Source organism: Rhodococcus sp. 06-156-4 (assembly GCF_002259345.1).
GTDB lineage: Bacteria > Actinomycetota > Actinomycetes > Mycobacteriales > Mycobacteriaceae > Rhodococcoides > Rhodococcoides fascians_E.
In genome coordinates, this window is the sequence record NZ_NPGB01000018.1 from 434,155 (window position 1) to 447,603 (window position 13,449).

The following is a 13,449-nucleotide window of genomic DNA, read 5'->3' on the forward strand; positions in this document are numbered from 1 at the left end:
CCGACCCGTTCTGTGCATCGGCGTGGTCGTGATTCTGTGTGTCCGTTATTTCCGTCAATCCTTAGGTCCGGGAATCGAACGATTCCGGTTGTCACAACAACTTCTCTGTCCAACGTCATCCATGATCCACGAAATCCCCAGCGTGTGCACGCGAGTTTCCCGCCCGTGCCGAATCAACGGCTCATGCGATGCGCCGCCACCAGTCGTCGTCGACGTCGCCGCTCGCCAGCAGTACGGACGGGCCCCGAAGCGTCGCGCCGGAATCGTCGATCGACACGGTGACCTCGCCGCCGGGCACACCGACCACGACCTGGCCGGAGTCGAGCCCTTCGTAGGACAGCGCCGCGGCCGCGGCTGCGACCGTGCCGGTCCCGCACGATCGAGTCTCCCCCACACCACGTTCGAACACGCGCATGTCCACCCGGCCGAACTGCAGTCGGGTGAGAATCTCGACGTTTGCGCCTGCGGTGAAGAAATCACCGTCCAGTTCGGGTGCCGACGAGAAGTCCATCCCGCCGAGCGCGGTGACGTCCAGGTCGGGGTCCACGCACGCGAGGTGCGGGTTGCCGACGTCGATACCGATGCCCTCGAAGCGGCGGCCCCCCAGTACGGCAGCACTCGACCCCATCAGATGCACGTCCCCCATCTCGACGGTGACGTCGGCGGTGGTGTCGTCGAAGCGATGGACCGTGACCGGCCTGGCTCCCGCTCGCGAACCGACGACGAATCGATCCTCGGTCTCGAGCCCGGTGGCCCGCAGGTAGTGGGCGAACACCCGCACCCCGTTACCGCACATCTCGGCGATGCTGCCGTCACCGTTGCGGTAGTCCATGAACCAGTCCTCGGCGGACACACCCGCGGGCAGCCGGTCCAGGACTCCTGCGTCACGCAACTGCCCGGCCCGTGCAACGCGCAGTACTCCGTCGGCACCGAGACCGCGACGACGGTCGCACAGAGCAGCGACCCGGGGCCGGAGAAGCTCGATCAGGACGTCCGGGTCCTGCAGCACGACGAAGTCGTTCTGCGTTCCGTGACCTTTCGCGAAGTGCATGCGGAGAAGTCTATCCGCGCGACAGAGCCTCGAGCGCGGACGCCAGCAGGGACGGGTTCGCGCCGTCGAGCCATTGGACCCGTGGGTCGCGCCGGAACCACGAGCGCTGCCGACGTACGTATCGGCGGGTGCCGATGAACGTCCGTTCACGTGCGTGGTCGAGGTCGCTCGTGCCGTCGAGAAACGCCAGGACCTGCGCGTAACCGATCGCGCGCGAGGCGGTGACACCGTCCTTCAACCCGACGTCGATCAGCGCGCGCACCTCGTCGACGAGGCCCGCGGAGAACATCAGATCGGTACGACGCGCGATTCGCTCGTCCAGTTCGGTGGTCTCCCGGTCGACGCCGAGCACGCGCGTTCCCCACCGGGGCTCGCCGATGGTCGGTGCCGAGGCCGCGAACGGTGCTCCGGTGATCTCGACGACCTCGAGTGCCCGCACCATGCGTCGACCGTCCGTGGCGAGGATCGACGCCGCGGCCTCCGGATCCTTCAGCGCGAGCTCACGGTGGACCGCCTCGGTACCTCCGTCGGCCAACACCTTCTCCCATTTGGCGCGAACATCGGGATCGGTTGCGGGAAAGGACCACTCGTCGAGCAGAGATTGCACGTACATCATCGACCCACCCACGATGACGGGAACGTTGCCGCGCGCGATGATGTCCTCGACGTCACGTACCGCCGCGCTCTGGTAGTTCGCCACCGTCGCGGTCTCGGTCACGTCGAGGACGTCCAACCGGTGATGCGGAATCCCGCGACGATCGTCCGGCGCCAGCTTGGCCGTGCCGATGTCCATGCCGCGGTACTGCTGCATCGCGTCGATGTTGACGACCTCGCCGCCGAGCGTTTCCGCAAGATCGAGACCCAGATCGGACTTGCCCGTTGCCGTCGGCCCGATCACCGCGATCGGACGCAGGCGTTCGGTGTTTTCGCCTGTCATCGCGGGAGGGTCCACGTGCCGACGAAGTAACCGACCCCGTACGGAGCGCCCCGGTAGAGCGTGCGCACGTCGACGACGTCGTCCCCGACGACACCGGCTGCAGTCTGCCAGGCAGCCAATCCGCCGACCCCGACCTCGCCGCAGAGCACGGGGTCGAGCCGCGTCAATGCTCCTGCATCGGCTGCGGCGAGAGCGTCGTCGACGTCACGCTGCACGGACTCGGCTCGATCGTCGAAGGAACCAGGAGCCTTGGGAGTCAGCGTGGTCGCACCGTCGGCGACGACCAACAACCCCCAATCGGTTCCCCGCCCGTCGAACTCGGCCCTCAGGTTCGCCCCGAGTCGTCGGTGATCGTCCGCGACACCGCGATCCGCGACCAACTCCACATCGACCGTGATCTCGCGCGACACCTCCCCCGCCGACGCCTGCCCACGGAGCCATCCCGCGATCAGCGCGGGCAACGGCATGTCGGGATCGGACGCAGAGTCACCGTCGGACAGATCGACGCGCACATCGACGCCGTACCCCGTGAACGACCCAGCGGCGGGGTGCGTGATCCGACGAGCGACGTCGGCCACCCCGATCGCCACCCAGGTATCGGCGACCGAGGCCAGGTACGAGGCAGCGTCGCAGGCAGCCGCACGGACGTCGATCGAGTCGGCAGCTCCGCTTCCCGTCAATTCGGGCACCAGGAGGGGCGGGGACGGCACCAAGGCCACGGCACGTAACACGGGACCCAACGCTAGTCGGTGACGCGGTGCCCGGACGACGCGGCAGCGACCGCATGCGAAGACACTCGGCGTCGTAATCGCCGGACGAGCACACCAACCTCGCTCGCACCTGTTTGAATGGTTCGATCGGTCGATACCGACCGATGGTGGTGAAGCACTCGATACAGCGCGATACAGGCAGCCGTGACGCGCGGCAGAGATGAGGAACGATGACCGACACCGACGGCCACACCAGCGGGGAGAACACTCCAGGCGCTCCCAAGCCCGGCGGCCCCAAGCCCGGCGGCCCGAAACCCGGTGGCCCCAAGCCAGGTGGCGGCCCCAAGCCTCATCCGGTGGGGACACACGTCGCGACCGTGACGCCCGCACTCGCGGCGCCGAGCGACCCGAGCAAATTCGGACGGGTCGACGACGACGGCACCGCGTGGGTCAAGACCGCTGACGGCGAACGACAGATCGGGTCGTGGCAGGCCGGTGACGCGGCCGAGGGTCTCGCACATTTCGGTCGCCGGTACGACGATCTGTCCACCGAGATCGCCCTGCTCGAGGCCAGGCTCACCGCCGGATCCGGGGACGCGAAGAAGACCAAGGCCGCCGCGGAAGCACTGGCCGAGACGCTGCCGACCGCCGCGGTCATCGGCGACCTCGACGCGCTCGCCGAGCGACTGCAACTCGTCGTCGAACACTCCGAGACTGCCGCCGCCGTTGCCCGCCACGAGAAGGAAGCCGAGCGCGCCGCACACACGGCACGCAAGGAAGAACTCGCCGCCGAAGCGGAACAGATCGGCACCGAATCCACCCAGTGGAAGCATGCAGGCGATCGCCTACGCGAGATCCTCGACGAGTGGAAAACGATCCGCGGAGTCGACCGCAAGGTCGACGATGCCCTGTGGAAGCGCTACTCCAAGGCTCGCGAGAACTTCAACCGTCGCCGCGGCGCACACTTCGCGGATCTCGACCGTGAGCGCGGCGCCGCGAAGACACGCAAGGAGGAGTTGGTAGCGCAGGCCGAGGCACTGTCGTCGTCCACCGACTGGGGACCCACCGCGGCAGCGTTCCGAGACCTGCTGACCGAATGGAAAGCCGCCGGACGTGCACCTCGCGACGCCGACGACGCACTGTGGAAGAACTTCAAAGCTGCACAGGACGTGTTCTTCGCCGCACGCAACGCGGCAGCGTCCGAACGTGACGCCGAGTTCGAGGCGAACGCAGTCGCCAAGGAGGAGCTCCTCCAGAAGTACGCCGGAATCGACCCCGCCGCCGACCTCGACGCAGCCCGCGCATCACTCCGCGATCTTCAGGAGAAATGGGACGCACTGGGCAAAGTACCCAGGGACAAGATGCAGGAACTCGAAGGCAAGCTGCGCGCCATCGAGAAATCGGTACGCGACGCCGTCGACGCGCAGTGGCGTCGGACCGACCCCGAAGCCCTCGCCCGCGCCGCCCAGTTCCGCGAGCGCGTCGAACAGTTCGAGGAGCAGGCCGCCAAAGCATCCGCCGCGGGCAAGGACAAGGACGCCAAGCGCGCCCTCGAACAGGCTCAGCAGTGGCGCGAATGGGCCGACGCCGCCGAAGGCGCAGTCGGCGAGCTCTAGCCGTCTCCCGAGAGCACGCACCGTCGCGAAGCGCACCCCCTACTGGAGCGCCCCCTCCCGGAGCGCCCCCCTCCCGGAGCGAATGTGCCGTTCGGTCACTTGGAGTGACCGAACGGCACATTCGGTCTCGAAAAGGAGGGCGTCCCACGAAAGAGGGGTCGGAAGGGACGGGGTCGGGCGTCAGCGTTCGTAGTCGGTCGGACGCCCGAGGATGGGGCCGTCCCAGCGGTTGTTCTCCTCCGCTTCGACCGATGCGGCGCGGCGGCGTTCCTGGGCGTCGAGCTGGGCGGTGGTTTTGTTCCAGACAGCCTTGAGCCAATGGAACGTCAGGGCGACGACGAGTATCCATCCGAGGACGAGGCCGATTCCGGGGCCGCTGCCGACGGAGTCGGCGGGCAGGGTCTGACGAGACCAGATGGACAGCATGCCGAAGACCGATGCCACTCCGGATCCGGCCAGTGCGATCCAGGCGAGGGCCCAGATTCGGGTGACGAGTGCGAGGACTGACATGACCACGGCGAACACGAGCACGAGCCAGACGTAGATCCGCGAGGGCAGTGCGATGGCGTCGGCGACGGCGGCGTCGTTTCCGGACAGTACGTCGAATCCGTTGACGGCGCCGGTGTGGGGCAGGGCCAGCGACAGCAACAGAAGCATCACCAGCGAGGCGACGACGACGGCGCGCACACCCGGGTCGATCTCCGAGTCGATCTGCTTTTCGGCTCGGTCGTAGTCCGGGGCCCGGTAGTCGTCGGTTGCGTGCTCGGGGGTCTTGTCGGCGTCGGTCATAGTGCGCATCCTGTCGTGGCGGGCAGCGGGGCGGGGGCGCCGATGGACGGCAACCCCAATCCGACGCCGATGGGTGCCGTCTTCGGCACGGTTCCTCGTTCGTAGGCATCGCCCGCGGCGGTCCGGCGGTGCGATGCGACGCCTGCGTCGGCGATGAGGTGATAGGGCGCGGCTGCGGTGATGGTGGTCGTCACCACGTCGCCCGGGCGGATTGCGGCGAGCTGTTCGGCTTCGCCGCTGAAGTGCACCAACCGTCCGTCCCGTGCCCGGCCGCTCTTGCGGTGGGTGGCTGCGTTCTTACGGCCTTCACCGGTCGCGACCAGGATCTCCACTCCGGTGCCGATCAGCGCACGGTTCTCGCCGAGGACGATCTCCTCCTGCAGTGCGATCAGGCGGTTGTATCGCTCCTGCACCACTTCTTTGGGAATCTGCCCGTCCATGTCCGCGGCCGGTGTGCCCGGCCTCTTGGAGTACTGGAAGGTGTAGGCGTTGGCGAACTTCGCCCGGCGCATGACCTCGAGTGTCTGTTCGAAGTCCTCTTCGGTCTCGCCCGGAAATCCGACGATGATGTCGGTGGTGATCGCGGCGTGAGGCATCGCTGCACGCACCTTGTCGATGATTCCCAGGAACTTGCTCTGGCGGTAGGACCGGCGCATCGACTTGAGGATCCGGTCGGATCCGGACTGCAGCGGCATGTGCAGTGTGGGGCAGATATTGGACGTCGACGCCATCGCCTCGATGACGTCGTCCGTGAACTCGGCCGGATGAGGTGATGTGAACCGGACACGCTCCAGCCCGTCGATGGCTCCGCAGGCTTTCAGCAGAGCGGCGAACGCTCCGCGATCACGGGGCAGTGCCGGATCGGCGAACGACGCGCCGTACGCGTTGACGTTCTGACCGAGCAGTGTGACTTCGAGGACGCCCTGATCGACGAGAGCCTGGACTTCGGCGAGAATGTCCCCCGGCCGTCGATCGATTTCCTTGCCACGCAGCGCGGGCACGATGCAGAAAGTGCAGGTGTTGTTGCAGCCCACGGAGATCGAGACCCATCCCGCGTACGGGGATTCACGCTTCGCCGGAAGGGTCGACGGGAACGCCTCGAGCGATTCCAGAATCTCGACCTGGGCTTCGTCGTTGTGTCGTGCGCGTTCGAGGAGGACGGGGAGGGATCCGATGTTGTGGGTGCCGAACACCACGTCCACCCAGGGAGCTTTCTTGACGACCGTGTCGCGATCCTTCTGAGCGAGGCATCCGCCGACGGCGATCTGCATCCGAGGGTTGCGCCCCTTGGCGGGCCGAAGCATTCCCAGGTTGCCGTAGAGCTTGTTGTCCGCGTTCTCGCGAACTGCGCACGTGTTGAAGACCACCAGGTCTGCGTCGGTCCCCGAGTCGGCCGGCACGTAGCCCGCCTCTTCGAGGAGTCCGGCGAGTCGCTCCGAGTCGTGCACGTTCATCTGGCAACCGTGCGTTCGTACCTCGTAGCTCCGAGCCTCGGACCGTGTAGCTTCTTCGTTCAACATCGACACACACCAGACTAACAGCGCCGTACCTCGTGCTCTGCGACGCCGGCGCGCATCGGGCCATGTCACACGTCACTCGGCACCTGGGGCGATACCGACCATCAGTAAAGTTTCCATTACATAATCCGAATCAGCGGGTGAAAACCGGTGAAGACGAGCAAACTACGAATAGGGTTCTGCTCTATGACGCACGCCACCGACGCGCCGGCTTCCGGTGCTCTTGCCGATCGACCCCCCATGATCTCTCTGAAATCGGTAGACAAGCATTTCGGTGATCTGCACGTTCTCAAGAACATCGATCTCGAGGTTCCTGCCGGACAGGTCGTCATCGTTCTCGGACCGTCCGGTTCCGGAAAGTCGACCCTGTGCCGAACGATCAACCGCCTCGAGCCCATCGACTCGGGAACCATCGAGGTCGACGGGTCCGTACTCCCGGCCGAGGGGAAGGCCCTCGCCGCCCTGCGCGCCGACGTGGGAATGGTGTTCCAGTCCTTCAATCTGTTCGCGCACAAGACGATTCTCGAGAACGTCATGCTCGCCCCGCAGAAGGTCCGCAAGCTCAAGAAGGACGAGGTACGCAAGTCCGCTCAGGCACTTCTCGAGCGTGTCGGAATCGCCAATCAGGCCGACAAGTATCCCGCTCAACTCTCGGGCGGACAGCAGCAGCGTGTGGCCATTGCACGGTCGCTCGCAATGAACCCCAAGGTGATGCTGTTCGACGAGCCGACCTCCGCGCTCGACCCCGAGATGGTCAACGAGGTTCTCGACGTGATGACGTCCCTGGCCAAGGAAGGCATGACGATGCTCGTCGTCACGCACGAGATGGGCTTCGCCCGCAAAGCAGGTGACCGCGTCATCTTCATGGCCGACGGCGCCGTCGTCGAGGACACCGATCCCGAGACGTTCTTCACCGCCCCCGAATCCGAACGTGCCAAGGACTTCCTCGGCAAAATCCTCGGCCACTGACTTCATTCGAAACACCGACTCCGCTCGAAAACATCTTGACTCGAAACGCTCTCTCTGCTGGAACATTTCGCAGTACCAACCTCTGGAGGAACACAGTCGTGAAAATCAATCGCACACTCCGCGTCGCAGCAGGAATCGCAGCGCTCGCTGTCGTGGCCACCGCATGTGGCGGCAACGAAGAGCGCAGTGTGTCGTCGAGCGCGGAGGACGGCAACCTCATCGTCGGCATCAAATACGACCAGCCGGGTCTCGGCCTGCGCAACCCCGACGGCACTTTCAGCGGCTTCGACGTCGAGGTCGCCAAGTACGTTGCCGGTCAGCTCGGTGTGTCCGAGGAGAACATCGAGTTCAAGGAAGCCCCGTCCGCTCAGCGCGAGACGCTGATCCAGAACGGCGAGGTCGACTACGTCGTCGCCACGTATTCGATCACCGATACTCGCAAGGAGAAGGTCGGTTTCGCCGGACCGTACTTCGTTGCAGGACAGTCACTGCTCGTCACGGACGCCAACACCGACATCACCGGTCCGGCATCGCTCGAGGGCAAGCGTCTGTGCTCGGTGTCCGGATCCACCCCCGCACAGAACATCGCCGACGAGTACCCCGGCGTTCAGCTGCAGAACTACGACACCTACTCCGCGTGCGTCGAGGGTCTGCGCAACGGTGCGATCGATGCCGTCACCACCGACGACATCATCCTCGCCGGTTACGCCGCCCAGTACCCGGGTGAGTTGAAGGTCGTCGGCGAGCCGTTCACGACGGAGAACTACGGCATCGGCTTGGCCAAGGACGACACCGAAGGCCGTAATCAGATCAACGACGCCATCGAAGAGATGATCTCGAGCGGCGCATGGGAGCAGGCGTTCAACGACACCGTCGGTGCGTCGGGGTACACGCTTCCGGCCGCGCCCACCGTCGACCGCTACTGACGCACCACCTACCTGCGGGGGCATCCGATCGTTCGGGTGCACCCGCAGGTGAGTCCGCTCCAGCCGATTGGACACCCCTGCCTTGAACCTATTGAGCAAGTACGGCGATCAACTCGTCGACGCGTTCATCATGACGATCAAACTGACGGTTCTGTCCGCGATCGGCGCCTTGATCCTCGGCACGATCATCGCCGCGATGCGCGTGTCTCCGATTCCTATCGCGCGTGCCATCGCGACCGGTTACGTCACCGTCTTCCGCAACACTCCTTTGACGCTGATCATCCTGTTCACGTCGTTCGGTCTGTACCAGACCATGGGCGTCGCCCTGGCTCCGCAGGATTCGCCGACGTTTCTCGTGGACAACAACTTCCGCCTGGCTGTGCTCGGTTTGAGCATCTACACTGCGTCGTTCGTCGCGGAGTCGCTCCGGTCCGGTATCAACACCGTCCCGGTCGGACAAGCCGAAGCCGGCCGTTCCCTCGGCATGACCTTCACCCAGAACATCACGATCATCGTGCTACCCCAGGCATTTCGTGCGGTGATCGGCCCGCTGGGCAGCGTGTTGATCGCGTTGACCAAGAACACCACCATCGCGTCGGTCATCGGTGTCGCAGAGGCGTCGTTGTTGATGAAGACGATGATCGAGAACGAGGCCGCCATCTTCGTCGTCGGTGGAATCTTCGCCCTCGGGTTCGTCGTCCTGACGCTCCCGACCGGACTGCTGTTCGGCTACCTCAGCAAGCGATTGGCGGTGAAGTGATGAGTGACGCCGTAGCCGTTCTCTACGATGTTCCCGGCCCCAAGGCCAAACTCCGGTACCGAATTCTGTCCGGTGTCGTCCTACTGGTCTCGCTGGGCATCGCCTACCTGATCTATCTCGCGCTCGATTCCAAAGGTCAGCTCACCGCGGACAAGTGGGACCCGTTCCTCGAATCCACCACGTGGACGACCTACCTGTTACCGGGCATCCAAGGGACGCTCGTAGCCGCAGCGCTGTCGATCGTGTTGGCGCTGATTCTCGGTGCGGTTCTCGGCATCGGGCGGCTCTCCGATCACCGCTCGGTACGCGTGATCAGCGGCGTCATCGTCGAGTTGTTCCGCGCCGTTCCCGTGCTGATCCTGATGATCTTTCTGTATGCGGTCTACGCCGAGTACGAAGTCTTCAAGGTCAAGTACCTGGCACTGGCCGCCGTGGTCACGGGCCTGACCCTCTACAACGGATCCGTCATCGCGGAAATCGTTCGTGCAGGCGTCAACTCGCTGCCGAAGGGTCAAACCGAAGCGGCGTCCGCCCTCGGCATGCGCAAGGGCCAGGTCATGAGTTTGATTCTGCTGCCGCAGGCCGTCACCGCGATGCTGCCCGCGATCATCTCCCAGATGGTCGTGGCATTGAAGGACTCGGCTCTCGGCTACCTGATCGGATACGTCGAGGTCGTCCGTGCCGGCCAGCAGGTCGGTGCGTTCTACGGCAACTACCTACCGTCGCTGATCATCGTCGCGATCATCATGATCGTCATCAACTCCTTGCTGACGAAGCTCGCGACCGTGGTCGAGGGTCGGATGCGACAGAAGAAGCGTAAGACCGGCGGTACCGTCGTACCGGCGGCCGACTTCGGCGGAGGACCCGCAGGCGCCGCCTGACCTCGCGTCGATCGGATACAAGACGAGGCCCGCAACACCATCGGTGTTGCGGGCCTCGTGTGTTCGACGGGACGCGCTGGTCACGGGTGGACGATCACCCGAGATCATCACCGTCGAAGTCTTCGGTTTCGGCTCCCAGACGGTCGAGCTGTTCCTTCACGACCGCAAATGCCATTCCCTGCGAGTAGCCGCGACGCGCAAGCATTCCAACGAGTCTGCGCACCACCTTGTCTCGCTCGGACCGCGCATCGGGACTCCCCGGCTCCGGGAGAGACATGGTCCGACACTTCTTCCGTACCAGTTCACTGGCGCGCTCGCGCTCGTCTTCGACATCGATCTGATCGAGTGCGATGCGAGCGAGGTCGTCGCTGACGCCCTTGGTGCGCAGTTCCCGACTCAGGACGTGTTTGCCTTTGCCGGAATACGTGTGCCGGGAATGCACCCACTGCTCCGCGAACGCTGCATCGTCGACCAATTTTGCTGTGGTCAGCCTGTCCAGCACTGCCGTTGCGACGGCGGGGGTGAATCCCTTCTTCGCCAAACGCGTTTCGAGTTCATGTCTGCTGCGTGCTCGGTCGGTCAGCAGCCGAAGGCAGACATCCTGCGCCTGCGCTTCGGTGCCACCACCTTCGCCTGAATCCACCGACAACTACCCAGACTTAGAACTCGACGGGCGCGGCTTCGTCGGTGGCCGTGACGTCGGCCCCGATCTGCAGCTTCTCCATGATTTTCTTCTCGATTTCGTCGCGGATGTCCGGGTTCTCGAGCATGAACTTACGAGCATTTTCCTTGCCCTGCCCGAGCTGATCGCCGTCGTAGGTGAACCAGGAGCCCGACTTGCGAATGAACCCGTGCTCGACGCCCATGTCGATGAGCGAGCCTTCACGGCTGATGCCCTTGCCGTACAGAATGTCGAACTCTGCCTGCTTGAACGGAGGCGCAACCTTGTTCTTCACGATCTTCACACGTGTGCGGTTGCCGACTGCGTCGGTGCCGTCCTTCAACGTCTCGATACGGCGAACATCGAGGCGAACGGACGAGTAGAACTTGAGTGCCTTACCGCCGGTGGTTGTCTCCGGGGAACCGAACATGACGCCGATCTTCTCGCGCAACTGGTTGATGAAGATGGCCGTGGTGCCGGAATTGCTGAGCGCACCGGTCATCTTTCGCAGCGCCTGGCTCATGAGGCGAGCCTGGAGACCGACGTGACTGTCTCCCATTTCGCCTTCGATCTCGGCGCGCGGCACGAGCGCAGCGACCGAGTCGATGACCAGAATGTCGAGCGCACCCGAGCGGATCAGCATGTCCGCGATTTCGAGCGCCTGCTCACCGGTGTCCGGCTGCGAGACCAACAGTGCGTCGGTGTCGACGCCCAGTTTCTGTGCGTAGTCCGGGTCCAGCGCGTGCTCGGCGTCGATGAACGCGGCGATACCGCCGTTGCGCTGCGCGTTGGCAACTGCGTGCAGTGCAACGGTGGTCTTACCCGAGGACTCCGGGCCGTAGATCTCGACGACTCGGCCACGCGGCAGTCCACCGATACCGAGCGCTACGTCCAGGGCGATCGACCCGGTGGGAATGACGGCGATCGGCTGACGAACCTCGTCACCGAGCCGCATCACCGATCCCTTGCCGAAGTTCTTGTCGATCTGCGCTAGTGCGAGATCGAGCGCTTTGTCGCGATCGTATGCAGGCATCGTGATCTCCTTGTGTGGTCTGTATCCGTGTGGTCTGTATCGGTGCGGTCTGTCAGCGTGGTTCGTAGTTCAGCGTGTTGTCGGTAACCGTAGAGCCACCCACCGACACGTTCGATCCAGCCGCACTCGACGAGCCCAACCGAATGACACCCAGCATAGGCGAACACGTGTTCGATTGCGTCATCCGACACGCGGAAAGGCCGAGAATTGTCACCAGCGACTACGCGGCACGTCGAACTCCTTGCACAAAGCGCGCCAGACCTCACGCGGATCGACCCCGGCCTCTATCGCCTCGGCGCCGGTGAGCCCGTCGATTCCGGTGATGACGTGATCGACCAGGATCGAGTCACCCCGAATCTGGCCGAACTCCTCGACGAGCAGTTCACGGAATTCAGTCAATCGCACCGCACAACCGTACCGAAACCGTGTCAGGCGAGAGCAGCGCGGCACACCTCGACCGCATCGTCGACGTCGTGCGCGCCTGCCGCAGCGTCAGCAGCAGCGCGGGCGTAGGACGGGCCCTCCAACACTGCCCGCACGGCGGATCCGATCGACTCCGGGGTCGGCGGACGAACCACGATGGCGCTTCCCTGACGCTCGGCGCGGTTGGCCAGCTCCCATTGATCCCCGCCGCCCGGGACCGCGACCACCGGAACACCGTGGATCAGAGCCTTCGACAGGAGACCGTGCCCACTACCGCACACCACGACGTCGGCTGCGCGCAACAGCGCGTCCTGACGCCCGAGACCAGCTACGGCCCACGTCGGCAACGACGACGGAGGGTCGTCGAGTATCGACGCCACCACGCGAGTACCGCTGCCCTGCATTCCTTCCAACGTCATCTCGAGCATTCCCACCGCTCCGGTGAACGCCGTCGACGGCGCCACCATCACGACCGGACCGTCGCCGGGCGGAGGTTCGAGAACCTCGTTGGTCGGCTCCCAGTGCAAAGGGCCCACGACACGCGCCTCCGACGGCCAATCCGGCCTCGGGACTTCGAGAGCGGGGATCGTGGCGATCAGTCTGGCCTTCGGCCCCGGATCCTCCGCGGGAAGTCCGATACCGACCCGAGCCGCACTGCGCTGCGCTCGGCCTTGTGCGATCGACCGTCCGGTCGCGGCGCGCATCATCCGATCGCGAAGCCTACCGCGGAATCCGACGCCACACGCGAGACCACTTCCGATGGGCGGCAACCCTTTCGACGGCGAGTACAGCGGGTGAGGTGAGAGCTCCACCCAGGGAACACCGAGTTTCTCGGCCGCCATACCGCCTCCGGCAGTCAGTATGTCGGAGACGACGAGATCGGCCGATACAGACCGAAGATCCGGAAGAAACTCCGTCGCGACGAATGCGGCGCGCGAGTGAATTCGCTGGCCCGCGTCCATGTCGTCGTCCTCGGGCCGCGGAGCGAGACCCTCGAGCAACCGGGTGTCCACTCCGGCTGCCCGCGCACCGTCGATCCACCTGGAACCGGTGAACAACACCGGCTCGTCCCCCGCCTCGACGAACTTCAGGCACAGAGCTATCGCAGGAAAAGCATGGCCTGGGTCGGGGCCTGCCACTACCGCTACGCGCACGGGTTCAGCGTGCCACAGATGT

14 protein-coding genes are annotated in these 13,449 nt (G+C 64.8%); 5 read left to right on the forward strand and 9 right to left on the reverse strand.

What is annotated here, in order from left to right; translation table 11 throughout:
• Window positions 1-181: 181 nt before the first annotated feature.
• Genes dapF through CH290_RS12800 form a run of 3 tightly spaced genes read right to left on the reverse strand, consistent with a single transcriptional unit; the run spans window position 182 to window position 2,719 of the window.
• The gene (gene dapF / locus CH290_RS12790) at window positions 182-1,051 is read right to left on the reverse strand and encodes a diaminopimelate epimerase (RefSeq protein WP_033189637.1); all 870 of its coding nucleotides are present in this window, start codon (window positions 1,049-1,051) and stop codon (window positions 182-184) included.
• A gap of 10 nt (window positions 1,052-1,061) precedes the next feature.
• Window positions 1,062-1,988 carry a tRNA (adenosine(37)-N6)-dimethylallyltransferase MiaA gene (miaA, locus tag CH290_RS12795; protein ID WP_033189733.1) on the reverse strand — a complete coding sequence of 309 codons (927 nt, stop codon included), beginning with the start codon at window positions 1,986-1,988 and terminating at the stop codon, window positions 1,062-1,064.
• Window positions 1,985-2,719, reverse strand: a complete 735-nt coding sequence (locus CH290_RS12800) for a class III extradiol ring-cleavage dioxygenase family protein (protein WP_196250058.1) — start codon at window positions 2,717-2,719, stop codon at window positions 1,985-1,987. Before CH290_RS12800 ends, miaA begins: the two co-directional genes overlap by 4 nt.
• A 209-nt stretch (window positions 2,720-2,928) precedes the next feature.
• Between CH290_RS12800 and CH290_RS12805 the strand changes: the two genes are divergently transcribed.
• A complete protein-coding gene (locus CH290_RS12805) occupies window positions 2,929-4,314 on the forward strand; it encodes a DUF349 domain-containing protein (RefSeq protein ID WP_033189635.1) in 1,386 nt (461 codons plus the stop codon).
• Between the two features lie 180 nt (window positions 4,315-4,494).
• On the opposite strand, the gene CH290_RS12810 is transcribed toward CH290_RS12805, so the two are convergent.
• The gene (locus tag CH290_RS12810) at window positions 4,495-5,103 is read right to left on the reverse strand and encodes an Rv2732c family membrane protein (protein ID WP_033189634.1); all 609 of its coding nucleotides are present in this window, start codon (window positions 5,101-5,103) and stop codon (window positions 4,495-4,497) included.
• Window positions 5,100-6,623, reverse strand: coding sequence for a tRNA (N6-isopentenyl adenosine(37)-C2)-methylthiotransferase MiaB (miaB, locus tag CH290_RS12815; protein ID WP_080748744.1), 1,524 nt, complete (start codon window positions 6,621-6,623; stop codon window positions 5,100-5,102). Before miaB ends, CH290_RS12810 begins: the two co-directional genes overlap by 4 nt.
• Before the next feature lie 237 nt (window positions 6,624-6,860).
• Between miaB and CH290_RS12820 the strand changes: the two genes are divergently transcribed.
• From CH290_RS12820 to CH290_RS12835, 4 genes are all read left to right on the forward strand, one after another.
• Window positions 6,861-7,589, forward strand: a complete 729-nt coding sequence (locus tag CH290_RS12820; RefSeq protein WP_170947588.1) for an amino acid ABC transporter ATP-binding protein — start codon at window positions 6,861-6,863, stop codon at window positions 7,587-7,589.
• 98 nt (window positions 7,590-7,687) lie between these two features.
• Window positions 7,688-8,515 (forward strand): glutamate ABC transporter substrate-binding protein, encoded by an 828-nt coding sequence (locus CH290_RS12825; RefSeq protein ID WP_019664106.1) that lies wholly within the window; start codon window positions 7,688-7,690, stop codon window positions 8,513-8,515.
• An 82-nt stretch (window positions 8,516-8,597) separates the two neighbouring features.
• Complete coding sequence (locus CH290_RS12830; protein ID WP_026347608.1) at window positions 8,598-9,275, forward strand: amino acid ABC transporter permease; 678 nt, start codon at window positions 8,598-8,600, stop codon at window positions 9,273-9,275.
• Window positions 9,275-10,156 carry an amino acid ABC transporter permease gene (locus CH290_RS12835; RefSeq protein ID WP_019664108.1) on the forward strand — a complete coding sequence of 294 codons (882 nt, stop codon included), beginning with the start codon at window positions 9,275-9,277 and terminating at the stop codon, window positions 10,154-10,156. Before CH290_RS12830 ends, CH290_RS12835 begins: the two co-directional genes overlap by 1 nt.
• A 94-nt stretch (window positions 10,157-10,250) precedes the next feature.
• Here CH290_RS12835 and CH290_RS12840 read toward each other — a convergent pair whose 3' ends face one another.
• The 4 genes from CH290_RS12840 to CH290_RS12855 form a co-directional block, all read right to left on the reverse strand.
• Entirely contained in the window at window positions 10,251-10,799 is a 549-nt protein-coding gene (locus tag CH290_RS12840; protein ID WP_019664109.1) for a regulatory protein RecX, read from the reverse strand.
• Between the two features lie 16 nt (window positions 10,800-10,815).
• On the reverse strand, window positions 10,816-11,850 hold the full coding sequence (gene recA / locus CH290_RS12845; protein WP_019664110.1) for a recombinase RecA: 1,035 nt from the start codon (window positions 11,848-11,850) through the stop codon (window positions 10,816-10,818).
• Between the two features lie 210 nt (window positions 11,851-12,060).
• A complete protein-coding gene (locus CH290_RS12850) occupies window positions 12,061-12,255 on the reverse strand; it encodes a DUF3046 domain-containing protein (protein ID WP_019664112.1) in 195 nt (64 codons plus the stop codon).
• Between the two features lie 23 nt (window positions 12,256-12,278).
• Window positions 12,279-13,427, reverse strand: a complete 1,149-nt coding sequence (locus CH290_RS12855; protein ID WP_170947576.1) for a glycosyltransferase — start codon at window positions 13,425-13,427, stop codon at window positions 12,279-12,281.
• Window positions 13,428-13,449 lie beyond the last annotated feature (22 nt).

What these genes read in the sequence shown, in the direction of transcription:
- miaB (WP_080748744.1), bottom strand. Translation starts at nt 6,623, where the DNA reads ATGTTGAACGAAGAAGCTACACGGTCCGAGGCTCGGAGCTACGAGGTA.
- recA (WP_019664110.1), bottom strand. Translation starts at nt 11,850, where the DNA reads ATGCCTGCATACGATCGCGACAAAGCGCTCGATCTCGCACTAGCGCAG.
- CH290_RS12820 (WP_170947588.1), top strand. Translation starts at nt 6,861, where the DNA reads ATGATCTCTCTGAAATCGGTAGACAAGCATTTCGGTGATCTGCACGTT.
- dapF (WP_033189637.1), bottom strand. Translation starts at nt 1,051, where the DNA reads ATGCACTTCGCGAAAGGTCACGGAACGCAGAACGACTTCGTCGTGCTG.
- CH290_RS12810 (WP_033189634.1), bottom strand. Translation starts at nt 5,103, where the DNA reads ATGACCGACGCCGACAAGACCCCCGAGCACGCAACCGACGACTACCGG.
- CH290_RS12835 (WP_019664108.1), top strand. Translation starts at nt 9,275, where the DNA reads ATGAGTGACGCCGTAGCCGTTCTCTACGATGTTCCCGGCCCCAAGGCC.
- CH290_RS12805 (WP_033189635.1), top strand. Translation starts at nt 2,929, where the DNA reads ATGACCGACACCGACGGCCACACCAGCGGGGAGAACACTCCAGGCGCT.
- miaA (WP_033189733.1), bottom strand. Translation starts at nt 1,988, where the DNA reads ATGACAGGCGAAAACACCGAACGCCTGCGTCCGATCGCGGTGATCGGG.